We start from the raw sequence: 21,640 nt of genomic DNA on the forward strand, positions 1-21,640 counted from the left end.
CCATCCGGCGGGCTTTTTGCTGTGGCGGCGCAGGACCGGCGGGCGGAGATCAGCTCGGCGCGTAGGCCAGGCGCACGTAGATCGGGGCGAAGGCTTCCGCCTGCGTGATCTCCAGCAGGCGCTCGCGGGCCAGTTCCAGCATCGCGATGAAGGTCACCACCAGCACCTGCGAGCCCCGGCTCGGATCGAAGAGGTGCTCGAATTCCACGAAGCGCTGGCCCTGCAGGCGGCGCAGCACCATGCTCATGTGCTCGCGCACCGAGAGTTCCTCGCGGCTGATCTTGTGGTGCTGCTTGAGCTGCGCCTTCTTGAGCAGGCCCAGCCAGGCCTCGCGCAGATCGACCAGCTCCACGTCCGGGAAGCGCGGCGTCAGGGACTGCTCGATGTGGACCTGGGCCCGCAGGAAGTCGCGGCCGATCACGGGGAGCATGTCCAGCCGGGCGGCCGCCAGCTTCATCTGCTCGTACTCCAGCAGGCGGCGCACCAGCTCGGCGCGCGGGTCCTCGGGCTCGCCGCCGTCGTCCGTCTTCTTGGGCGGCAGCAGCATGCGGGACTTGATCTCGATGAGCATGGCCGCCATCAGCAGGTACTCGCTGGCCAGCTCGAGGTTCTGCTTGCGGATCTGCTCGACGTAGCTCAGGTACTGCCGGGTCACATCCGCAAGCGGGATGTCCAGGATGTTGAAGTTCTGGCGCCGGATCAGGTAGAGCAGCAGGTCCAGCGGACCCTCGAAGGCCTCCAGGAAGACCTCCAGCGCATCCGGCGGGATGTAGAGGTCCTGGGGCAGGGTGAAGAGCGGCTCGCCGTAGAGCCGCGCGACGGCGACGCCGTCGACCGTCTCGATCACGGGGCTCGCCTCGGCCTGCACGAGCGGCTCGGGCAGCTCGACGGGATCCGGCGTGGCATGGGGGGCGCTCACGGGGAGGCGTGCCGGTCAGCGGGGCGCAGGAGCGGTGGCCTCAGGGCGATGCGCTCAGTGCGACTTGGTCTGGTAGACGTAGGCCTGCTGGGCCACGCGCGAGGCGCGGTAGTCGGCCTGGGCGGTGCGGTCCACGGGCTTGTCCCACAGCAGGGCGCGGCCGTCGCGCTGTTCCTGCTCCAGCGTGGGCTTCTTGGCCTTCAGCTCGTCGATGAACTGCGTGACTTCGGACTTGTAGGGCTTCCAGAACAGAGGCATGGCGCGTGCGGATCAGGTTGATGCGGGGCCGGCGGCCCGGCATGAGCGCGCCATTTTAGCCGGCTTGGCCGGCCTGCGGCGGGGACTCGGTGACGGGGAGCGTGAGGGACTGCAGCGCGGCGAGATCCGCCAGCAGCCCGTCCGGCCCGAGCTGAGCCGCGAGGCCGCCGCGCTCGACCAGCGAGGCCGGCTGCTCGTTGAGCCCGACGAGCACGAGGCGCCGGCCACTGCGCTGCAGGGCGCGATGCAGCTGGACGAGGGCATCCAGGCCCGTGCTGTCCATGGAGACGAGCTGGTGCAGATCCAGTGCCAGCACGCGGCAGTCGGCGGGCAGCTGCTCCCCGAGGGCCTCGACCTTGGCGACGGCACCGAAGAAGAGCGAGCCGTACACCTGCCGCAGCAGCACGCCGGCGGGCAGCACCGTGCCCGGCGGCGGCTCCGACACCCGGAACAGCTCGCTCATGCGGTAGACGAAGAAGCCGCAGGCCAGCATCAGCCCGGCCTCGACGGCGACGGTCAGGTCGAACACCACGGTCAGCACGAAGGTGCCGAGCAAGGTGGCGCGATAGGGCAGCTTGAAGTGCCGCAGCCGGGCGAACTCGTGCCACTCGCCCATGTTCCAGGCCACCACGAGCAGGATCCCCGCCAGCGCGGCCAGGGGCACCTGCGAGGCCAGCGGCGCGGCCGCCAGCACCACGACGAGCAGGGTGAGGGCGTGCACCATGCCTGACACCGGGCTGCTGGCGCCGGCCTTGACGTTGGTGACGGTGCGGGCGATGGTGCCGGTGGCCGGGATGCCGCCGAACAGCGGGGCCACGACGTTGGCGATGCCCTGCGCCATCAGCTCCTGGTTCGGGTCGTGGCGGCGGCCCTCGCCCAGGTTGTCCGCCACCCGCGCGCAGAGCAGCGACTCGATGGCGCCGAGCAGGGCGATGGTCAGCGCCGGCATCAGCAGCTGCTTGGCCTCCTCGAAGCTCAGGCCGGGCCAGGCCGGCGTGGGCAGCGACTGCGGGATGCCGCCGAAGCGGCTGCCGATGGTGTCCAGCGGCAGGTGCAGCACGCTCGTGGCCAGCGTGGCCAGGGCCAGCGCCACCAGGGTGCCGGGCAGGTGGGCGGCCGCACGGTGCAGGCGTTCGCCCAGGCCCCGGGCGTCGCGGGCCATGGTGTAGCTCTTGGGCCAGGCGAGCACCAGCAGGCTGCATGCACCACCGACGAGCGGGGCGATGGGATTGAGTCCGGCCCGGTGCTGCCACAGCGTCTCCAGCTGCGCGAAGAAGTCCGCCGGCATGCGGGCGATCGGCAGGCCGAGGAAGTCCTTGAGCTGGGAGAGGGCGATCAGCACCGCGATGCCGTTGGTGAAGCCGATCACGATGGACACGGGGATGTAGCGGACCAGCGCCCCCAGCCGCAGCGCGCCGAGCGCCAGCATCATCAGCCCGCCGAGCATGGTGGCGATCAGCAGGTTGTGCACGCCATAGCGCTGCACGATGCCGTAGACGATGACGATGAAGGCGCCGGCCGGCCCGCCGATCTGCACGCTGGAGCCGCCCAGCGCCGAGATCAGGAAGCCCGCGACGATGGCGGTGGCGAGGCCCTGCTCGGGCTTGACGCCGGACGCGATGGCGAAGGCCAGGGCCAGCGGCAGGGCCACGATGCCGACCGTGAGGCCGGCGCCGATGTCGCGGGCAAAGCGCGCCCGGTCATAGCCACGCAGGCTGTCGAGCAGGCGGGGCCGGAAGGCATGGAGTCGAGGCAGGGACATGAACGCTCCGGAAAGGGTGGGAGGGGCGTGCGTTCATGACGGCCGGCGGGCCGCAGTGATGGACGCGGGCGATGAAGCGCCGGCGCCGGCTGGGCGCGGCGAGGCGCAGCAGTCGGATGCGTCTCGGGTCCATGGCCCGATTGTGCGCCGCCGGATCGCTGTCCGGGCCGGGGCCCGGCTCGGCGGGGCGGCCAGGATGACCCGCGGGCGCGACGCAGTTCACACCGGGCGGCCCGAAAAAAAGGGCTGCCGCAGCAGCCCTTGTCGCGAGGTGGCGTGTGCCGGTCAGCGCACGCGCATGCCCGGCTGGGCGCCCGGGAAGGGCTCCAGCACGAAGATGCCGGGGTTCGCCTTCTCGTCGGCGTGGCTCGCGGCCAGCACCATGCCCTCGCTCACGCCGAACTTCATCTTGCGAGGCGCCAGATTGGCCACCATCACCGTCAGCTTGCCTTCGAGGTCCTCGGGCTTGTAGGCGCTGCGGATGCCGCTGAAGACGTTGCGCAGGCGGCCTTCACCGGTGTCCAGGGTCAGGCGCAGCAGCTTGTCGGAGCCCTCGACCAGCTCGGCCTTGACGATCTTGGCGATGCGCAGGTCGACCTTGCTGAAGTCGTCGATCTTGATCTCGGGGGCCAGGTCTTCACCGCCGGGCACGACCTTGGGTGCGGCGGGCGGCTCGAACAGGGCCTCCAGCAGCTTCGGGTCGACGCGTTGCATCAGGTGCTCGTAGGCGCCGATCTGGTGGGCGCCCAGGGCGCGCTGGGCGTCGGCGAACTGCATGGGCTCGACCTTCAGGAAGGCTTCGACCTTGGCCACGAGTGCCGGCAGCACCGGCTTCAGGTAGATGGACAGCAGGCGGAAGGCCTCGATGCAGACGCTGCAGACGTCCTGCAGCACCTGATCCTGGCCCTCGAGCTTGGCCAGCTCCCAGGGCTTGTTCTGGTCCACGTACTCGTTGACGCGGTCGGCGAGCATCATGACCTCGCGCAGCGCCTTGCCGAACTCGCGGGTCTCGTAGAGCTCGGCCACGGTGCCGGCGTGGGCGCGCAGGCCGTCCAGCAGCGCGCGGCCCTCGACCCCCACGTCAGCGGAGAGGCGGCCGTCGAAGCGCTTGGCCAGGAAGCCGGCGGCGCGCGACGCGATGTTGATGTACTTGCCGACGAGGTCCGAGTTGACGCGGGCCACGAAGTCCTCGGGATTGAAGTCGAGGTCCTCCACCTTGCTGTTGAGCTTGGCGGCCAGGTAGTAGCGCAGCCACTCGGCGTTCATGCCGAGGCTCAGGTACTTGAGCGGATCGAGGCCGGTGCCCCGGCTCTTGCTCATCTTCTCGCCGCCGTTGACGGTCAGGAAGCCGTGCACGTGCACGTGGTTGGGCGTCTTGCGGCCGCTGAAGTGCAGCATCGCGGGCCAGAACAGCGTGTGGAAATAGGTGATGTCCTTGCCGATGAAATGGATCTGCTCCACGGCGTCGTCAGCCAGGAAGGCGTCGAAGTCGCGGCCCAGCTTGCCGAAGTAGTTCTTCAGCGAGGCCAGGTAGCCGATGGGCGCGTCCAGCCAGACGTAGAAGTACTTGCCCGGGGCGTCGGGGATCTCGATGCCGAAGTAGGGCGCGTCGCGGCTGATGTCCCAGTCGCCCAGGCCGCCGTTGCCGTTCTCGTCCTTGGCGAACCATTCGCGGATCTTGTTCAGCACCTCGGTCTGCAGGCGGCCGGGCGTCTGCGTCCACTGCTCCAGGAACTCCACGCAGCGCGGGTCCGAGAGCTTGAAGAAGTAGTGGTCGGAACTCTTCATCACCGGCGTGGCGCCAGTCAGCACGGAGAAGGGGTTCTTCAGCTCCGTGGGCGTGTAGACCGCGCCGCAGACCTCGCAGGAGTCGCCGTACTGGTCCTTGGCCGCGCACTTGGGGCATTCGCCCTTGATGAAGCGGTCCGGCAGGAACATCGCCTTCTGCGGGTCGAAGAACTGCTCGATCGTCTTCACGGCGATCAGGTCCTTCGCACGCAGGGAACGGTAGATGGCCTGCGACAGCTCGTGGTTCTCGGCGCCGTCCGTCGAGTGCCAGTTGTCGAAGCTGATGTGGAAGCCGTCGAGGTACTGCTTGCGGCCCGCCGCGATCCCGGCGACGAACGCCTGCGGCGTCTTGCCCGCCTTCTCGGCGGCAATCATGATCGGCGCACCGTGGGCGTCATCCGCGCAGACGAAGTGCACCTCCTGACCCATCATGCGCTGGAAGCGCACCCAGATGTCGGCCTGGGTGTACTCCATGATGTGACCAATGTGGAAGTTCGCATTGGCGTAGGGCAGGGCAGTGGTGACGAAGAGCTTGCGAGTCATGGCGTGCAGGGTCGAGTGCGCGGCGCAACGGGGCCACGCAGGAGGCGGGATTTTAAGGGGGACGCCGATGCCGCGGCGCCGGAGGTCAGCCTTCCTGGCCGGGCGCCGCTGCGGTACTCGGGTTGCCAGGCTCGCCCTCGTCGGCCGGCGCGCCGTCGTCCGGGCGGCCGCCCTGCTGCTTGCGGGCCCGCTTCTCAGCGGCCTTTTCCTCGGCTTTGCGCTTCTTGGCCAGCTCGCGCTGGCGTTTCTCGTAGGAGTAGTTTGGAGTGGCCAAAGTCCCGTCCTTGTATCGCGACGGCAAGTCACCGCCAACCCGACTGTAGCGCCTTGCCGCGGGCGCCGGCCATGCCGGGGTGCAGGCGCCTGCTGCCATCCCGCTTCAGCTTGCGCGTGCAAACGCTTGCTGCATCAAGGGAAAGCGCTCTTCTGGCCTGTGGATAAGTTTGTGGGAAACGCCGTGAAAACCACGCGTTGGCGGGGGCGTCTGCCGACGCGTGACCGGCGAGTCTCCAGGGAGTGGTTCAAAAAGTCCTTCTAAATCATGAGCTTGCGAACGACGTCGCCGGCGGACGCGGGGGCCGTCCGCGCAAGGCCCGGGGGCCGCCCATTGGGGATAAGCCGGAGGCGGCGGCGCGCGTGGACGCGCTCGCCTGTGTCAATTGGCGCCACCTCCCCAGGCCGATGGAGAGGCCTGCCGGATGGCAGGGCGGTCGAGCGCCTCGTCATCAAACTTGGCGCATTGAGCTCAAGTAGCTTGGAGGGAGTATCGCCAAGTGCTTGATTCATCGGGACTAATGAAAGCTGTCCACTGATGCTGTGGATAAGTTTGTGGAGAAGCCGGATCGGCAGGGGCTAAATGCTTGATTCATCGGCGCCGGAGGTAGGTTGCCTCAAAATCTTGCACTTCCGTGACGGCTATATGAATCAATGACTTAGCGCTTCGCTGCCGCAGGCGGAGGGCGTCTCGGCAGGGTTGGATGCCATTGTTTCCTTCTGAAACGCCGGGTCTGGCCGATGGGGATAAGTCTGTCGCCGAGGGGCCGCTGCGCTGGCAAATCAAGCCCCGGCTGTGGTGCAAATGGGGGACAGCGCCACGGCCCCAGGGCGGTCATGCCGCCGCGGGCCGCCCCCCTGCCGTCCGGCAGGCATCCCCAGGGACTGTGGACAAACTTGTGAGTCCGCTGAAGAAAGTGACGCTAAGTCCTTGATGGCATTGCCTTTACCTTGGCCTGCTCAAGAATGCAGCAAGACGGCGCCTGCCGGGCGGGGAGGGCCCGCCCCCGGCCATGCGGGGGAACGCGGAGAGGCGGCCTCGTTCTGGCAGCTAAAATGCCGCGATTTGCAGCCAATGGCCGGATTCATGGGGCAGGGAACCGTTTCGCAGAAGTCAGAGAAGGCGTCCACCAACGCCGCGCCGGACAAGGCCGCCCCGCTGGAGGTGTTCGAGCTTCGCAGCGCCTCCATCGCCGCCTTCAGCCTGGTGCTGCGCAGCAGCGACCTCCAGCAACTGGGGGAGGCCCTGCAGCAGCGCCTGGGTGACACGCCGGAGGTGTTCAGCCAGGACCCGGTCGTGCTGGACCTGAGCCAGCTGCCCGCCGCGCCGGCCATGACCGACGACGGCCAGCTGAGCCTCGAGGCCGCGGCCGTCCAGCTCGATTTCCCCGCCCTGATCGCGCTCCTGCGCCGCTTCCGCATGCAGGCCGTGGCCGTCAGCGGCGCCAGCGCCGAGCAGCTGGCCGCCGCACAGGCCGCCGGTCTGGCCGAGGCTGATGTGCCGGCCCAGCGCACGGAAGCGCCGCGGGTCGAGACCGTGGTGAAGGAGGTCGTGCGTGAGGTCATCGTCGAGCGCGAGGTGCCGGTTGCGGCGCCCGCCGAGCCGGCCCGCACGGTCATCCTGGACAAGCCCCTGCGCTCCGGCCAGCAGGTCTACGCCAAGGGCGCGGACCTGGTCGTGATGGCGCTCGTCAACCACGGTGCCGAGGTCATCGCCGACGGCAACATCCACGTCTACGCCCCCCTGCGTGGCAAGGCAATTGCCGGGGCCCGCGGGAACACCGAGGCGCGCATCTTCGCGGCCAGCCTCGAAGCCGAACTGATCGCCATCGCCGGCATCTATCGCACCACCGAGAACCCGCTGCCCGCCGAGGTGCTGGGCAAGCCCGCCCAGGTGCGGCTCGAGGGCGAGAAGCTGGTGATGGAAGCCCTGAAACTCTGAGCCGCCTGATGTCCGGGCGGCCGATCAACGAATTTTTGAAGAAGGAAGGCAATCGATGACCAAGATCGTCGTGGTGACCTCGGGCAAAGGGGGCGTGGGCAAGACCACGACCAGTGCCAGCTTTGCAACCGGCCTCGCCATGCGCGGCTACAAGACCGCGGTGATCGACTTCGACGTGGGCCTGCGCAACCTGGACCTGATCATGGGCTGCGAGCGCCGCGTGGTCTACGACCTGATCAACGTCATCAACGACGAGATCAAGCTCACGCAGGCCCTCATCAAGGACAAGCAGCTCGAGAAGCTCTACATCCTGGCCGCCTCCCAGACCCGCGACAAGGACGCCCTCACGCAGGAAGGCGTGGAGCGCGTGCTGGACGAGCTCAAGTCCATGGAGTTCGACTACATCATCTGCGACTCCCCGGCCGGCATCGAGACGGGCGCGCTGATGGCCATGCACTACGCCGACGAGGCGCTGGTGGTGACCAATCCCGAGGTCTCCTCCGTGCGCGACTCGGACCGCATCCTGGGCATGCTCAACAGCAAGACCAAGCGCGCCATCGAAGGCAAGGAGCCCGTCAAGGAGCACCTGCTGATCACGCGCTACAACCCGAACCGGGTCGAGGGTGGCCAGATGCTGTCGCTGGAAGACATCCACGAGATTTTGCGCACGCCGCTGATCGGCGTGATCCCGGAGAGCGAGATCGTGCTGCAGGCCTCCAACCAGGGCCTGCCCGCCATCCACATGAAGGGCACGGATGTGGCCGAGGCCTATGCCGACGTGGTGGCCCGATTCCTGGGCGAGGACAAGCCCATGCGCTTCATCGAGGCCGTCAAGCCGGGCTTCTTCAAGCGCCTGTTCGGCGGCAAGTGAAGGAGCGGCCACGATGGGATTCCTCTCGTTTTTCATTGGTGAAAAGAAGAGCACGGCCAGCGTCGCCAAGGAGCGCCTGCAGCTGATCCTGGCCCATGAGCGCAACGGCCGCAGCGCCAGCCCCGACTACCTGCCCCAGCTGCAGAAGGAGCTGGTGGCGGTGATCTCCAAGTACGTCTCCATCAACCCGGACGACATCAAGGTCCACATGGAGCGCCAGGACAACCTGGAGGTGCTGGAGGTCAAGATCGAGCTGCCCGAGCCGGGGCGCTGAGCCTTCGCCGGCCTCTCAAATGCAAAGGGCCAGTCCTCGCGGACCGGCCCTTTTTTGCTGCCTGCGCGAGTGTTCAGGCGTGGTCGAACTGCGAGGCGTTCTTGCCCTTGAACGGGGCGTAGAAGGCCTTGATCTGGGCCATGTCGGCCTCGATGTCGCCCGTGGGCACGAAGACTGGGCCCAGGCCGCTGAGCTTGCGGGCGTAGTCCATGTAGGCCATCACGATGGGGACCTCGGCGGTGACGGCGATCCAGTAGAAGCCGGTCTTCCAGTAGCGCGTCTTGCTGCGCGTGCCCTCGGGCGGCACGACCAGCTGCAGCGGGCCGTCGGCCGCCTTGATGGCGTCGGCGGAGGCGGCGACGAGGTTGCTGCTCTTCTCGCGCTGCACGGCGATGCCGCCCAGCCAGCGCATGACGGGTCCGAAGGGGAAGCGGAAGATCTGCGCCTTGCCCATCCAGTAGATGTTCAGGCGCAGGGCGAAGGCCACCATCAGCGTGTAGGGCAGGTCCCAGTTGCTGGTGTGCGGCGCGGCGATCAGCACGCACTTGTCCTGACCCGCGGGCAGGGCGCCATCCAGCTTCCAGCCCGTCAGCCGCAAGAAACCCACCGAGAACGCCCGCAGCACGGTGTTGACGACGGGGGTGGTGAAGATGGTGCGATGCATGCGGGGCCGGGTGTTGAAAGACAGCCCGCCATTATCCCGTCCGCCAGCAGGGGCACGCCTGCCCATTTCTGCAGCAGATCAACAAAGTCCGTGAAGAAACAAGCACTTGCGGCAGCGCTGCAGAGGCCATGCACGGACTTGTCCACAGGCGCTGTGGATGCCGGAGGCGGGCTGGCACGCGCCGCGTGGCACCGGGCGGAGGGCACGATGCGGAGGGCACCAAGCGGCGGGCACTAGGCGGGAGGATCGTCCGGGAGCGCCTCGATCACCAGGTCCGAGCGGGGGCGGGCGACGCAGGGCAGGAACCAGCCCTCGGCCTTTTCCTCCGCGCTGAGGCCCGGCCACTCGACCACATAGCGGATCTCGCCCGATACCAGGCGGCGCATGCAGGCCCGGCAGGTGCCGGCGCGGCAGGAGCTCAGCAGGCCGCCGCCCTCGCGCAGGCTCGCGCGCAGGACGGTGGTGTCGGCGGGCGCATCAAAGCCCCCGTCCAGCGGGACGGCCGGATCCGGCAGCCCCGCGCTGAAGCGGATGCGGAACGTGCGGGGCGCCTCGGCGGCAGGGGCGGACTGTGGCGGCATCGGCACATCATGCCAGCCCGGTGGCCGCTTTCGTGAAATGCGAGACGGCGCGGGCCCGCGGGACCCGAGCGCCCGCCGCGGCGAAGGCAGACACTCCGCCACACATGGACGCCCCGCGCCTCCCTCCTGAACTGGCTGCGACGCTGGCCAGCGCCTGGCTTTCGCTGGCGGGGGAGCCCTGTGCCTTCACGAGCCTGGATGCCATGCCCCCGCGGCTGCCGGGCGATGCCTGCTTCCTGCTGCCGGTGCTGCGTGCCGACCTGCGGGAGGCCGGCCGGGTGCTGCTGGTGCTGGGGGACGACGACGCCCATCACCTGGGCGCCTCCATGTTCGGCCTGCCGCTGGACGAGCTCGCGCCCGCGGACGTGGACGATGCGAACGCCGAGCTCTGCAACATCTTCGGCAGCTGCGTGGTGAAGGCCCTGGACGACAGCCATGAGCTGGAACTGGGCCTGCCCGAGCGCACCTCGGTCGGGCATGTCGAGGAGCTCTGCGCCGGCTGCCCGCCGCGCCTGACGCTGGCTGCCACATTGGGGCCACGGCATGTTGTCGTGGCCTATTTCGAAGACGATCCGCTCCCGCCCCCGTCTTCCAAGGAATTGCGCCATGGTTGACTCCAGCCCACCCTCCCTGCGCGTGCTTGTCGTGGACGACAGCCGCGCCATCCAGGCGATCATCGTCCGGGTACTGCAGAACGCCGGTCTCGGCCCCATGGAGATCGAGATGGCCAGCAACGGCGACCAGGCGCTGCGCATGGTCACGGCCCACCCGCCCGATCTCGTCATCTCCGACTGGCACATGCCCGTGGTGAGCGGCATCGAGATGCTCCAGACGCTGCGCCAGCTGGGCGGCAACCTCGTGAAGGTGGGCTTCGTCACGACCGAGACGGCGGACCGCCACCTGGACCAGGCGCGCAGCAACGGCGCCGTCTTCGTGATCAACAAGCCCTTCAAGGACGAGGTGCTGCTGCGCGAGGTGCAGGCCGCGCTGGCCGACCGCGTCGAGCAGCTGAAGGCGCCGCCGCCGCCGCCGGCCCCGCCCTCGGCGCTGGACTCCGAGAGCGCGCTGAGCCAGCTCGTGAAGCTGCAGATGGGGCAGATCCCCTTCCGGCTCATCGCGGCACCGGGACAGACGCTGGAAGACCTGCAGCTGCCGCACGACCTCGCGATGTATGCGCTCGAGGGGCAAAAGACGCCCTATGCGCTGGGCATCCTCGACGTCAACGCCTGCTGCATCCTGGGCGGTGGCGGTGCGCGGCTGCAGCCGCCGCCGGTGCGCCAGGCCATGCAGACGGCCAAGCCCACGGTCGAGATGATGCAGTTCGCGGACCATTTCCTGCGCTCTGCGGCGGGCATCCTGCACCGGGCGGACGGTGTCAGCGTGCCGGCCCTGCGCATCGTGAACCTCGTGCCCAAGCCCTTCGACAAGCTGCAGGGGCTGATGCAGCGCAACCGGGGGCGCAGCGACTACCGAATCTCCGTCCCGGGCTACGGCGAGGGCAGATTGGCATTCATTCGCTTCTGATGCTGCCGATAAGAGCGGGGTGGGCGCCATCGGTGCGCCGGGAAAGGATGAGGTCAGCCTGATCATGGCGCTGGAGTTTTCGCTCGACAGCCTGGCGGTGGTGTCCGTCTTCGTGGCCAATGCCGCGGTGATGGTCATCACCATCGGCACCTACTGGCGCATGACGCGCTACGAGCAGAGCAACCACATCCACATCGTCAACGCCCTGCGCGAGACGCGCGATGCCGGGCGGGAGATGAAGATCGCCGCGCATGAGCTCATCCGCATCGCCGAGCGGGGCGGCGTGGGCGGCGGCGGCGGTGGCGGCTTGGGACCGGCCGAACTGGGGCAGCTGGACGAGCTGATGAAGCTCGTTCGCGGCCTGCTGGACGCCTACGGTTCCGAGGACGACGGCGAAGACGCGAGCCCGGAGCCCGAGGCCCGCTGGCCGGACTCGGCCCACGAGATGAACTCCGAGCTGATGGAGCAGCTGCGGCGCAGTCATCGCAACGAGGTCGACCGCCTGGTGGCGCAGCGCCGCCGCATGCAGGTGGAGCTGGGCCTCACCCGCGAGCGCCTGGACGATGCCCTCAAGCAGCTCAGCGCCTCGCGACACCGTGGCGGCTCGGCCGGCGCCTCGCCGGAACTGCAGGTGTTGCGACAGCAGCTGGACGGCGTCCGCTCGCAGCTGCAGCAGGCACAGGACCGCCAGTACCTCGCCGAAACACGCGCAGAGAAGGCCGAGCGCATGAACAACAAGCTCCAGAAGGAGCTGGAGGAGATGGCGCTCGCCCCCAAGGCCGCGGCGCAGAACACGCAGGCGCCGGAGATGATGAAGCTGCTGGAGCGCGAGGCCCTGATGCTGCGCGAGCAGCTGGCCGAGGCGGAGCGCACCATCCAGAAGCTGCGGGCCGAGCTTGCCGCGCTGGCGGCCAACCCCCCCGAGCATGTCGACCAGCAGGCGGTGGACGAGATCCGCGAACGACTGGAACGCGAGGTGGAACAGCTGCGGGGCAAGATCGACGACCTGCAGGACGCCCTCAAGCGCAACCAGGTCGAGAAGGAATTCATCGAGGATCACTACCTCAAGGAAGCCCAGAAGAACGAGGAGGCCCGCCTGGAGGCCGAGGCCGCCGCCGCGGCCATGGAGTTCGTGGGCAAGACGCCTGGCGGGCGCTGACGCCCGGTCCGCCCGGGCGGCGGCGCGGGGGCCAGGTCTTGCGCGGCAAGCTGAGGGACAATCGCGGGCTTTCCTGACTTCCCGTCCCGCCCCAGGCGCCCGCCGGCCATGCGCGGCGGACCCTGCCCCTGACCATGCTCAAGTACCTGGCCGGCTACCCGGCGACCCTGCAGGCCCAAGTGCAGCAGATGATCGATGCCGGCCGCCTGGGCGACTACCTGGCCGGGCACTACGGCGAGGCGCACACGGTGCAGAGCGACCGCGCGCTGTTCGACTACACGCAGGCGCTCAAGCAGCGCCATCTGCGCAATGCGGCGCCGCTCGACAAGGTCTGCTACGACAGCAAGCTCAAGGTGATCCAGCACGCGCTGGGCACGCACACCCGCAGCACGCGGGTGCAGGGCAGCCAGCTCAAGACCCGGCGCGAGATCCGCATCGCCAGCCTGTTTCGCGAGGCGCCCGCCGACTTCCTCAAGATGATCGTCGTGCACGAGCTGGCCCATCTCAAGGAGCTGGACCACAACAAGGCCTTCTACCAGCTGTGCCAGCACATGGAGCCGCGCTACGGGCAGCTGGAGCTGGACCTGCGCCTGTACCTCACCTGGCGCGAGCTGCCGGGCGCGGCGGCGCCGGTGGCCGTGGCCGGGGAGCTCACGCCATGATCCTGCTGGCGCCCATGGAGGGCCTGCTCGACCACATGCTGCGCGACGTGCTGACGCGCGTCGGCGGCATCGACCGCTGCGTGAGCGAGTTCATCCGCATCACCGACATGCTGCTGCCGCGCCGGGTCTTCACGCGCATCGTGCCCGAATTGCTGGAGGGCGGCCGCACGCCGGCCGGCGTGCCGGTGCGCGCGCAGCTGCTGGGCTCGGACCCGACCTGCATGGCGGAGAACGCCGCCCGCCTCGCCGAGCTGAACCCCGCGGGCATTGACCTCAACTTCGGCTGCCCTGCCAAATGCGTCAACCGCCACCGGGGCGGCGCGGTGCTGCTGGACGAGCCCGAGCTGATCGCCGAGATCGTCGGCGCCGTGCGCCGCGCCCTGCCGGCCGACATGCCGCTGTCGGCCAAGATGCGCCTGGGCTTCATGGACAGCTCGCGCACGCTGGAATGCGCGCTGGCGATGACGCAGTCCGGTGCCGACGAGCTCGTCATCCATGCCCGCACCAAGGCCGACGGCTACAAGCCGCCCGCCTACTGGGACCGCATCGCCCACGTGCGCGAGGCGCTGGATCCGTCGGTGGCGGTCGTGGCCAATGGGGAGGTCTGGACCGTCGAGGACGCGCGCCGCTGCCTGCAGGAGTCGGGCTGCGACGCGCTGATGCTGGGCCGCGGCATGGTCGCCAACCCGGGCCTGGCCCTGGCCGTGCGAGGGATGGCGGGCGAGGGCCGGGCGGGCCTGGACTGGCCGGCCCTGCAGCCGCTGATGCTGCAGTTCTGGCGCCAGGTGCAGGCGAATGTGCAGACCAGGCACCAGGCCGGGCGGCTCAAGCAGTGGCTGCACTACCTGCGCCGCCACTACCCCGAGGCGGGCGAGGCCTACCAGCGCGTGCGCACGATCAACGCCCCGGCCGCGCTGGAAGAGGCCTACTTCGGCCCACTGCTGGCGCCGGCCGAGTCCGCCGCGCTGGCGGCCTGACGTCAGGCCCGCGCCGAACGGGCGCTGAACGCACGCTGAACGCACGCTGAACGCACGTCGCGGGCCCGCTCGAGGGCCGCCCCGGTGCAAGCCCGGAGTCGCGCGGGCGCGGGGTGCGCGTAGCATCTCGCATGCTTCAAAAACCGCGCCTTCTCCTGGCTTTGCTGCCCCTGCTGGCCGCCGGGCCGCTGCTTCCCGCCACCGCCGCCCCGGCGTCTCCCGCGCTCACGCTGGAACGCATCCATGGCGATCCCCCGCTGATGGGCCGCGCCGGCCTCGGCGGCACGCTCTCCCCGGGCGGGCAGTGGCTGACCTATCTGCGCCCCTCCGAGAGCAATCCGGACGTCAATGAGCTGTGGGGCACGCCGCTCGCCGGAGGCGATGCGCGCCGCCTGGTGGCCGCGCGCGATCTCATCGGCCAGCGCGAGGCCGTGCTCACGGAGGCCGAGAAGATGGCCCTCGAACGCCGCCGCCAGCGCGGCGCGGGCATCACCGGCTACCAGTGGTGCGGCAAGGGCGACCGCCAGCTGGTGCTGCCCCTCGCCGGGGACCTGTACCTCGTGGAGCTCGGCCAGGCGGCCGGCAGCGCCCCGAAGGTGCTGCGCCTCACCCAAGACGAGCAGGTGCCCGAGCGCGATCCGCAATGCGATGGCGCCGGCCGGCAGATCGCCTACGTGAAGCAGAACGACCTGTGGGTCCAGGGCCTGGACGGCAGCGCGCCGCGCCGCCTCACGAGCACCGGCAGCGAGACGCGCTCGACGGGCCTGGCCGAGTTCATCGCCGCCGAGGAACTGCATCGCCACAGCGGTTTCTGGTGGTCACCGGACGGCACGCGCCTGCTGGCCATCGAGGTGGACGAGTCCGGCGTGCCCGTGCGCCGCCGCGCCCAGATCGGGGGCGATGGCACGCGTCTCGTCGACCAGCGCTACCCCGGTGCGGGCAGCCCCAACGCCAAGGTGCAGGCCCTCGTGCTGGACCTTGCTGGCAAGGCCGAGCCCCTGCGCCTGCCCCTGCCCGCCGAGGCGGAGTACATCGCCCGCGCCGGCTGGTTCGCGGACGGCACGCCCTGGCTGCAATGGCTCACCCGGGACCAGAAGCATCTGCAGCTGCTCGAGTTCAACGCCCAGGGACAGCCCCATGCCGTGCTGGACGAGCGCGACGCCGCCTGGGTGGAGGTGCAGGATGACCTGCGCGAGGTGCCCGCGCTCAAGCGCTCCGGCAAGCCGGCGCTGCTGTGGAGCAGCGAGCGCAGCGGCCGCCGCCAGTTGTGGCTGCTCGATCGCGTCACCGGCGCTGCGCAGGCCCTGACCCATCAGGCGGAGCCGGTGGCCCAGCTCGTGTGCCTGGGCGAGCAGCACGTCGTCTTTGCCGGCGCCACCGAACGGGGCCGCGGCCGGGAGCTGTTCAAGTCCGACTTCAAGGGCCAGGTGCAGATGCTGCAGCCCGGCGACGCCCGCCGCTGGCGTGACGGCCGCGGGGACGCCGCCTGCACGCAGCTGCTCATCACGCAGTCCTCGTGGCAGCAGCCGCCCCGCACCGAGCTGCTGAAGCTCGACGGCAAGTCCGCCCCGCGCCTCATCGAGCAGGCCCAGCCCGACGCGCTGGTCACCGACCTCGCGGCGCGGCTGCAGCCCCAGCTGCCCGAGCTGCTCGCGGCCGATGGCAAGACGCCGCTCAACGCCGTCTTCCTGCCGCCCACGCGGCCGAGCCTGTCCGGCAACTACCCGGTCGTGGTGCGGGCCTACGGCGGCCCGGGCACGGCCACCGTCACCTGGCGCTGGCAGGCGGACCTGCCCACGCTGGCCCTCTACCAGCAGCAGGGCTTCGGCGTGCTGATGCTCGACACCCGCGGCATGGCCTTCCGGGACCGCGAGTTCACGCGCGCCCATGACCACGCCTTCGGCAAGAACGAGGTCGCCGACCTCTTCACGGCGGTCCGCCAGCTGGCCAAGCAGTACCCGGCCGTCGATGCGAGCCGCATCGGCTTCACCGGCTGGTCCTATGGCGGCTTCCTGGCGCTGCGCGCGCTGCTGGATGCCGACACGCCCTTCGCGGCCGCCATCGCCGGCGCCTCCCCCACGGACTGGACGCTCTACGACACCGCCTACACGGAGCGCTACCTGGGCCTGCCCGATGGCGGCCAGGCGCCGGCCTACCAGCAGGCCAACCTGATCCCCCGCGCGCCGCTGCTGAGCCGGCCGCTGATGATCATCCACGGCACCTCGGACGACAACGTGCTCTTCGACAACTCGCTGCGCATGATCCAGGCGCTGCAGAACGAGGGCAAGGTCTTCGAGACCGTGATCTACCCGGGCCACGCGCACGGCGTCGCCGGCCGCAAGGCCCGGCTGCACCTGGCGCGCACGCAGCTGGACTTCTTCCAGCGGCAGCTGCGCCCGTGAGTCCGGCCACTTGTCACGGGGGGCCCGGGCAGGAGTGTTCCGGGACCGCCCTCGGGCATCGCACTTGCCCAGTGTGATTTATTGCTGTCAGCGCACTTCCTAGTCCACCGCGAGCGCAGATCCGACGTTGAGTCGAGACCTTTGCACATGGTGATCCCCGTGAACGGGGCCTAGTCTTGTATCAAGCCCGCAGCAAAGATGAGGGCGTCGTTGGAGAGGATCATGAACATCATCGACAGCACCACCGCCCTGCGTGACGCAGGGAGCAGCGAGCCGCGCCTCGAGCCGGCCCTGGACCGCTGCTTCGAGCTGAGGTTCCAGTCCCTGTTCCATGCGGGCAAGGCGCTGGCCTTTCCCTGCAATGCCCGAGGCGAGGTGAGCCTGGATGCGCTGAGCGAGCGGGCCCGCGAGAACTACCTCTTCGCCCGCGCCGTCGTCGGCCACGAGTACGCGGCGCCGGTGGTCACGAGCCGCGGCTGAGCCCGCCTCGGTCGGCGCGCGCCGCCGCCGCGGGCCCCCTGCTCGACAGGACGCCGCCGCGCACCGGCCGCCCGCCATGAAAAAGACCGCCCTCGGGCGGTCTTGTCCTTGAAGCGGCGGCCTGCGCCGCGGGCCTCACTTGCCCCAGCCGTCGCGCAGGCCCGTGATCTTGTTGAACACGGGCTTGTCGCTGCGGTGATCGACGCGGTCAGCCACGAAGTAGCCGTGGCGCTCGAACTGCACCTTCACATCGGCCGGGGCCGCGGCCAGCGAGGGCTCCAGATAGCCCGTCACCACGCGCTTGCTGGCGGGGTTGATGACCTCCAGGAAGTCGCGACCGCCGGCGTCCGGCTGCGCCTCGGTGAAGAGGCGGTCATACAGCCGCAGCTCGGCCTGGACCGCCTCGTGCACGGCCACCCAGGTGATCACGCCCTTGACCTTGACGGCGTCGGCGCCCGGGGTGCCGCTCTTGGTGTCCGGCACCAGCGTGGCCAGCACGGCGGTGATCTCGCCGGCCTCGTTCTTCTCGCAGCCGGTGCATTCGATCACGTAGCCCGCCTTCAGGCGTGCCTTGTTGCCCGGATACAGGCGGTGGTAGCCCTTGCTGGGCACTTCCATGAAGTCCTCGCGCTCGATCCACAGTTCGGGGCCGAGGCTGAAGGCGCGCTGGCCCAGTTCCGGCAGGTGCGGATGCGCCGGGGCACTGCAGGGCTCGCGGTGATCGAGGCTGCCGAAGATCTCGGCGAAGTTGCTGAGCTTGAGCTTGACCGGGTCGATCACGGCCATGGCGCGCGCGGCCTTGCCCTCGAGGTCGGCACGCAGGCAGCCGTCCAGCACGCTGTAGTCGATCCAGGCGTTCTGCTTGGTCACGCCGGTGGACTCGACCATCGCCCGGATGCTCTCCGGGGTGTAGCCCCGGCGGCGCATGCCCACGAGCGTCGGCATGCGGGGGTCGTCCCAGCCGTTCACATGGCCTTCCTCCACCAGCTGGCGCAGCTTGCGCTTGCTGGTCACCACATAGCTGAGGTTCAGGCGGCCGAATTCATACTGGTGCGGCAGGGGGCGGGCCACCAGGCCGCCTTGCGCGAGGTGCTCCAGCAGCCAGTCGTAGAAGGGGCGCTGGTCCTCGAACTCCAGCGTGCAGATGGAGTGGGTGATGCGCTCCAGCGCGTCCTCGATCGGGTGCGCGAAGGTGTACATCGGGTAGATGCACCACTTGTCGCCCGTGTTGTGGTGGGTGGCGCGGCGGATGCGGTACAGGGCCGGGTCGCGCATGTTGATGTTGGGCGAGGCCATGTCGATCTTGGCGCGCAGCACCATGGCGCCGTCCGGGTGGACGCCGTCGCGCATCTCGCGGAAGCGGGCCAGGTGCTCGGCCGGGCTGCGGTCGCGGAAGGGGCTGTTGGTGCCCGGCGTGCTGAAGTCGCCGCGGTTGGCGCGCATCTCTTCGGGCGTCTGCTCGTCGACGTAGGCCAGGCCCTGCTCGATCAGGTACTCGGCGGCGCGGTACATGACGTCGAAGTAGTTGCTGGCGTAGTACAGGTTGCTGCGCTCGCCGTGGGCGGCCGGTGCCTGCCACGACCAGCCCAGCCAGGCCACCATTTCCTGGATGGCGTCGACGTACTCCTGCTCTTCCTTCTCCGGGTTGGTGTCATCGAAGCGCAGGTGGCATTCGCCGCCATAGTCCCGCGCCAGGCCGAAGTTCAGGCAGATGCTCTTGGCGTGGCCGATGTGCAGGTAGCCGTTGGGCTCGGGGGGGAAGCGGGTGCGCAGGCGGGCCGGATCCAGCGGGCCGGCGGCATGGTGCGGGGCGTCGCCCGGGCCGGCGCCAAAGCGGCGCTCACCCCCGTAACCCTGCTCCAGGTCGCGCTCGATGATGGCACGCAGGAAGTTGTTGGGCTTGAGGGCCTCAGCGTCGGGGGCGGTCTTGGGCTCGGACATCGGGGGTGGTCAGGAGCGTGCGGCGGGGGCCGCCGCTCCCTCGTTGGAGATGGGAAGCGGCGGATTTTATCGGTGCCGCGCGGCGACGCGAGGCACTGGCGGCTCAGAGACCGCGAAACAGGTGCGCGTAGAGGCGGCTGACGCCCAGTTTCTCGGGGTGCGCGCGCAGGTGCAGGGTCAGCTTGCCCTGCTCGTCGCGCACCGCGCGTTCGATGGCGGCCGCCTTCACCACCGTGCCCCGATGGACCTGCCAGAAGAGTTCGGTGTCCAGCTGGGGCAGCAGCTCGCGCAGCGACAGCCGCATCAGGTGCTCCTTCTGCGCCGTCACCACGCGGACGTATTTGTCGGCGGCCTCGAAGAACAGCACGTCCTCGACGGGCACCATCTGGATGCTCGACCCCTGGCTGACCTGCAGCAGGCGCAGGCGCGGCACGGCCGGCGCCGGCGCGAGCGCAACGCCGCTCGCCGGGGCAAGCAGCTGGCGCAGCTGCGCCAGGGTGGCATCCAGCGGCGGGCTGGCCGAGGCCTGGCGCTGCGCCAGGGCCTGCTTCAGCCGCGCCACCGTCTGGGCGAGTCGCTCGCGCTGCACGGGCTTGAGCACGTAGTCCACGGCCGCGTGCTCGAAGGCCTGCAGGGCGTACTGGTCAAAGGCGGTCACGAAGACCAGCAAGGGGAAGGGCGTGTCGTCGGGCCAGTCCTCGGCCAGCGCCGCGGCGGCCTCGAGCCCGCTGAGGCCGGGCATGCGGATGTCGAGGAAGCACAGGCTCGGGCGGCGGGCCAGGGCCAGGTCCACGGCGGCCTGCCCGTGCGGCGCAATGGGCAGCAGCGCCAGCTCCGGCCACAGCTGCTGCAGCTCGGACTTCAGGTGCTCGGCCAGCAGGGGCTCGTCTTCGGCGATCAGGGCGATGGGGTTCATGAGGCGGTGGGGGCTGGCGCCGGTCCAGGGGCAGGGGCGCTCATCAGGCGATGGGGGATGTGGATCTCGATGCGGCAGCCGCCCTCGGCGGGGTAGCTCAGGCTGAGGCCCGCGGCATCGCCGTAGCGGGCCTGCAGGCGGTCCCGGACCTGCTGCAGGCCAAATCCGGTGCCGGCGGTGCCCGGGGAGGCCGCCTGGCCACGGCCGCTGTCCGCGACGATCAGCAGGCAGTCCTCGCCCTGCAGACGGGCAGAGACCTCCAGCACGCCGCCCTCGATCTGGGGCTCGAGGCCATGCTTGATCGCGTTCTCGACGAGGGGCTGCAGCAGCAGCGCCGGCAGGGACAGGCCGGCCAGCGCCGGCGGCAGCTCGAAGCGGGCCTGCAGGCGCTCGCCCATGCGCACCTGCATGAGGCTGAGGTAGTCCTGCAGCCGCGCGAACTCGGTCTGGAGCGGGTGATGGCCGACGCGTGAGGCCTCCAGCGTGGCGCGCAGGAAGGCGATCAGCTGGTCCAGCATCGTCTGGGCGCGGGTGGCATCGAGCCCGATCAGCACGCGCAGATTGGCCAGCGTGTTGAACAGCATGTGCGGCTCGAGCTGCGCCTGCAGCAGCAGGAGCTGGGTCTCGGCCGCGACCCGGCGGGCCTGCTCGGCCTCCATCTGCGCGGCGGTCATCCGGCCCCGCGTGTAGAAGAAGGCCGTGCCGCCCAGGGACGCCAGGCCGGTGATCGTGAGCGTGGTCGCCAGCTGGCTCCACTGGGCCGACCACAGGCTGCGCGTGCGCAGGCCGGTGAGGGCGTCCCCCAGGAGCTGGCCGATCGTGAAGCCGCCCAGCGCGCCGCCGATCACACAGACCACCATCCAGGGCCAGCCCGGCCAGCCGTGCTCGAAGCCCTCGCAGCCGGGGTAGCGCCGGCGCAGACGCCGGGCGATCAGCAGGCGGCCGCCGTCAATCAGCAGCCAGCAGTTCATGCCGATGCAGAAGGAGTAGATCACCTGGGTCCCGGGGCGGTGCCAGCCGGACAGCGCCGCCAGCAGCAGCCCGATCACCCCGCACCACAGGGCCGCCAGGGCGCCGTGGCGCAGGAAGTGGTGCCAGCCTCGCTGCTCGGGGGGGCTCATGGGATAGGCGGAGGGCGTGGCGCTCATGGCGGGCGATTGTGCAGCAGCGTCTCAGGCCAGCGGGCTGACTGGCGCGGCCTGCTTCATCAGGTTGCGGGAGCGGGCCAGGAAGATCGAGCCCAGGGCGCCGTTCAGGGCGCTCACGCCCAGCACCATGGGCGCCTGCTGTGCCAGCGCGGGGCTCATGGCCAGAGTCATGCCGAGCAGGAACTTGATCGCGAAGATGCCCATCATCACGGCCAGGGGCGCCCAGCTGCCGGGCACGAAGTAGGCGTTGCGGCCGGCATCGTGGCGGGCGGCGCCGGGCCAGCCGCTGGCGGCGATCAGCTGGCGGGTGGCCGAGAGGCCGGCCAGGAAGCCGAGCACGGTGAAGGCCTGCCAGCCGAAGGCGCCCACGGTGCTCCAGGCGGAGAAGGCGACGAAGGCCAGCGGCATGCGGCGCAGCCGGGCGGCGCTGACCCAGCGGTCACGGGTCTGCGAGAGGCCGAGGGCGACCAGGGCGACCAGCAGGAACCAGACCCAGGCGGGGACTTGGCCGAGGATCAGGGGGAGGGCGGTGCTGCTCATCGTGGGCTCCTTGAAG

The 21,640-nt window shown here is 69.8% G+C and carries 21 protein-coding genes; 10 read left to right on the forward strand and 11 right to left on the reverse strand.

Annotation, left to right across the window (positions count from 1 at the left end; all coding sequences use genetic code 11):
* Positions 1 to 49 precede the first annotated feature (49 nt).
* The 5 genes from QRD43_RS17150 to QRD43_RS17170 all read right to left on the reverse strand — a co-directional run bounded on the left by QRD43_RS17150 (position 50) and on the right by QRD43_RS17170 (position 5,544).
* The gene (locus QRD43_RS17150; RefSeq protein WP_285983961.1) at positions 50 to 883 is read right to left on the reverse strand and encodes a segregation and condensation protein A; all 834 of its coding nucleotides are present in this window, start codon (positions 881 to 883) and stop codon (positions 50 to 52) included.
* Positions 884 to 973: 90 nt separating this feature from the next.
* Positions 974 to 1,177 (reverse strand): DUF3460 family protein, encoded by a 204-nt coding sequence (locus QRD43_RS17155; protein ID WP_285983727.1) that lies wholly within the window; start codon positions 1,175 to 1,177, stop codon positions 974 to 976.
* Between the two features lie 55 nt (positions 1,178 to 1,232).
* Positions 1,233 to 2,939: a SulP family inorganic anion transporter gene (locus tag QRD43_RS17160; RefSeq protein WP_285983728.1), complete on the reverse strand. Its 1,707-nt coding sequence runs from the start codon at positions 2,937 to 2,939 to the stop codon at positions 1,233 to 1,235.
* A gap of 285 nt (positions 2,940 to 3,224) precedes the next feature.
* A complete protein-coding gene (metG, locus tag QRD43_RS17165) occupies positions 3,225 to 5,270 on the reverse strand; it encodes a methionine--tRNA ligase (protein ID WP_285983729.1) in 2,046 nt (681 codons plus the stop codon).
* 85 nt (positions 5,271 to 5,355) lie between these two features.
* A complete protein-coding gene (locus tag QRD43_RS17170; protein WP_285983730.1) occupies positions 5,356 to 5,544 on the reverse strand; it encodes a hypothetical protein in 189 nt (62 codons plus the stop codon).
* 1,086 nt (positions 5,545 to 6,630) lie between these two features.
* Here QRD43_RS17170 and minC point away from each other — a divergent pair.
* Genes minC through minE form a run of 3 tightly spaced genes read left to right on the forward strand, consistent with a single transcriptional unit; the run spans position 6,631 to position 8,630 of the window.
* Positions 6,631 to 7,485 (forward strand): septum site-determining protein MinC, encoded by an 855-nt coding sequence (gene minC, locus QRD43_RS17175; protein ID WP_285983731.1) that lies wholly within the window; start codon positions 6,631 to 6,633, stop codon positions 7,483 to 7,485.
* 55 nt (positions 7,486 to 7,540) lie between these two features.
* Positions 7,541 to 8,356, forward strand: coding sequence for a septum site-determining protein MinD (minD, locus tag QRD43_RS17180; protein WP_285983732.1), 816 nt, complete (start codon positions 7,541 to 7,543; stop codon positions 8,354 to 8,356).
* A gap of 13 nt (positions 8,357 to 8,369) precedes the next feature.
* Positions 8,370 to 8,630: a cell division topological specificity factor MinE gene (gene minE / locus QRD43_RS17185; RefSeq protein ID WP_183105219.1), complete on the forward strand. Its 261-nt coding sequence runs from the start codon at positions 8,370 to 8,372 to the stop codon at positions 8,628 to 8,630.
* Positions 8,631 to 8,703: 73 nt separating this feature from the next.
* On the opposite strand, the gene QRD43_RS17190 is transcribed toward minE, so the two are convergent.
* A complete protein-coding gene (locus tag QRD43_RS17190) occupies positions 8,704 to 9,294 on the reverse strand; it encodes a lysophospholipid acyltransferase family protein (protein WP_285983733.1) in 591 nt (196 codons plus the stop codon).
* Positions 9,295 to 9,527: 233 nt separating this feature from the next.
* On the reverse strand, positions 9,528 to 9,875 hold the full coding sequence (locus QRD43_RS17195; RefSeq protein ID WP_285983734.1) for a 2Fe-2S iron-sulfur cluster-binding protein: 348 nt from the start codon (positions 9,873 to 9,875) through the stop codon (positions 9,528 to 9,530).
* 104 nt (positions 9,876 to 9,979) lie between these two features.
* Here QRD43_RS17195 and QRD43_RS17200 point away from each other — a divergent pair, with 104 nt between their 5' ends.
* The 7 genes from QRD43_RS17200 to QRD43_RS17230 all read left to right on the forward strand — a co-directional run bounded on the left by QRD43_RS17200 (position 9,980) and on the right by QRD43_RS17230 (position 17,079).
* Entirely contained in the window at positions 9,980 to 10,489 is a 510-nt protein-coding gene (locus QRD43_RS17200) for a hypothetical protein (RefSeq protein ID WP_285983735.1), read from the forward strand.
* Positions 10,482 to 11,399 (forward strand): response regulator, encoded by a 918-nt coding sequence (locus QRD43_RS17205; protein WP_285983736.1) that lies wholly within the window; start codon positions 10,482 to 10,484, stop codon positions 11,397 to 11,399. The genes QRD43_RS17200 and QRD43_RS17205 overlap by 8 nt, the downstream gene beginning before the upstream one ends.
* A 64-nt stretch (positions 11,400 to 11,463) precedes the next feature.
* The gene (locus tag QRD43_RS17210; RefSeq protein ID WP_285983737.1) at positions 11,464 to 12,558 is read left to right on the forward strand and encodes a hypothetical protein; all 1,095 of its coding nucleotides are present in this window, start codon (positions 11,464 to 11,466) and stop codon (positions 12,556 to 12,558) included.
* Between the two features lie 134 nt (positions 12,559 to 12,692).
* Positions 12,693 to 13,220: a M48 family metallopeptidase gene (locus tag QRD43_RS17215; RefSeq protein WP_285983738.1), complete on the forward strand. Its 528-nt coding sequence runs from the start codon at positions 12,693 to 12,695 to the stop codon at positions 13,218 to 13,220.
* Complete coding sequence (locus QRD43_RS17220) at positions 13,217 to 14,197, forward strand: tRNA dihydrouridine synthase (protein ID WP_285983739.1); 981 nt, start codon at positions 13,217 to 13,219, stop codon at positions 14,195 to 14,197. Before QRD43_RS17215 ends, QRD43_RS17220 begins: the two co-directional genes overlap by 4 nt.
* A 131-nt stretch (positions 14,198 to 14,328) precedes the next feature.
* Positions 14,329 to 16,599 (forward strand): S9 family peptidase, encoded by a 2,271-nt coding sequence (locus QRD43_RS17225; protein WP_285983740.1) that lies wholly within the window; start codon positions 14,329 to 14,331, stop codon positions 16,597 to 16,599.
* 222 nt (positions 16,600 to 16,821) lie between these two features.
* The gene (locus QRD43_RS17230; protein ID WP_285983741.1) at positions 16,822 to 17,079 is read left to right on the forward strand and encodes a hypothetical protein; all 258 of its coding nucleotides are present in this window, start codon (positions 16,822 to 16,824) and stop codon (positions 17,077 to 17,079) included.
* A gap of 135 nt (positions 17,080 to 17,214) precedes the next feature.
* On the opposite strand, the gene QRD43_RS17235 is transcribed toward QRD43_RS17230, so the two are convergent.
* The 4 genes from QRD43_RS17235 to QRD43_RS17250 form a co-directional block, all read right to left on the reverse strand.
* Positions 17,215 to 19,020: a glutamine--tRNA ligase/YqeY domain fusion protein gene (locus QRD43_RS17235; RefSeq protein ID WP_285983742.1), complete on the reverse strand. Its 1,806-nt coding sequence runs from the start codon at positions 19,018 to 19,020 to the stop codon at positions 17,215 to 17,217.
* Between the two features lie 103 nt (positions 19,021 to 19,123).
* Positions 19,124 to 19,936, reverse strand: a complete 813-nt coding sequence (locus QRD43_RS17240) for a LytR/AlgR family response regulator transcription factor (RefSeq protein ID WP_285983743.1) — start codon at positions 19,934 to 19,936, stop codon at positions 19,124 to 19,126.
* The gene (locus QRD43_RS17245; protein ID WP_285983744.1) at positions 19,933 to 21,084 is read right to left on the reverse strand and encodes a sensor histidine kinase; all 1,152 of its coding nucleotides are present in this window, start codon (positions 21,082 to 21,084) and stop codon (positions 19,933 to 19,935) included. The genes QRD43_RS17240 and QRD43_RS17245 overlap by 4 nt, the downstream gene beginning before the upstream one ends.
* Positions 21,085 to 21,108: 24 nt before the next feature.
* Positions 21,109 to 21,624 carry a DUF6622 family protein gene (locus QRD43_RS17250; RefSeq protein ID WP_285983745.1) on the reverse strand — a complete coding sequence of 172 codons (516 nt, stop codon included), beginning with the start codon at positions 21,622 to 21,624 and terminating at the stop codon, positions 21,109 to 21,111.
* Between the last annotated feature and the right edge of the window lie 16 nt (positions 21,625 to 21,640).

Source organism: Roseateles subflavus (assembly GCF_030285365.1).
Classification (GTDB): Bacteria; Pseudomonadota; Gammaproteobacteria; order Burkholderiales; family Burkholderiaceae_C; genus Roseateles_B; species Roseateles_B subflavus.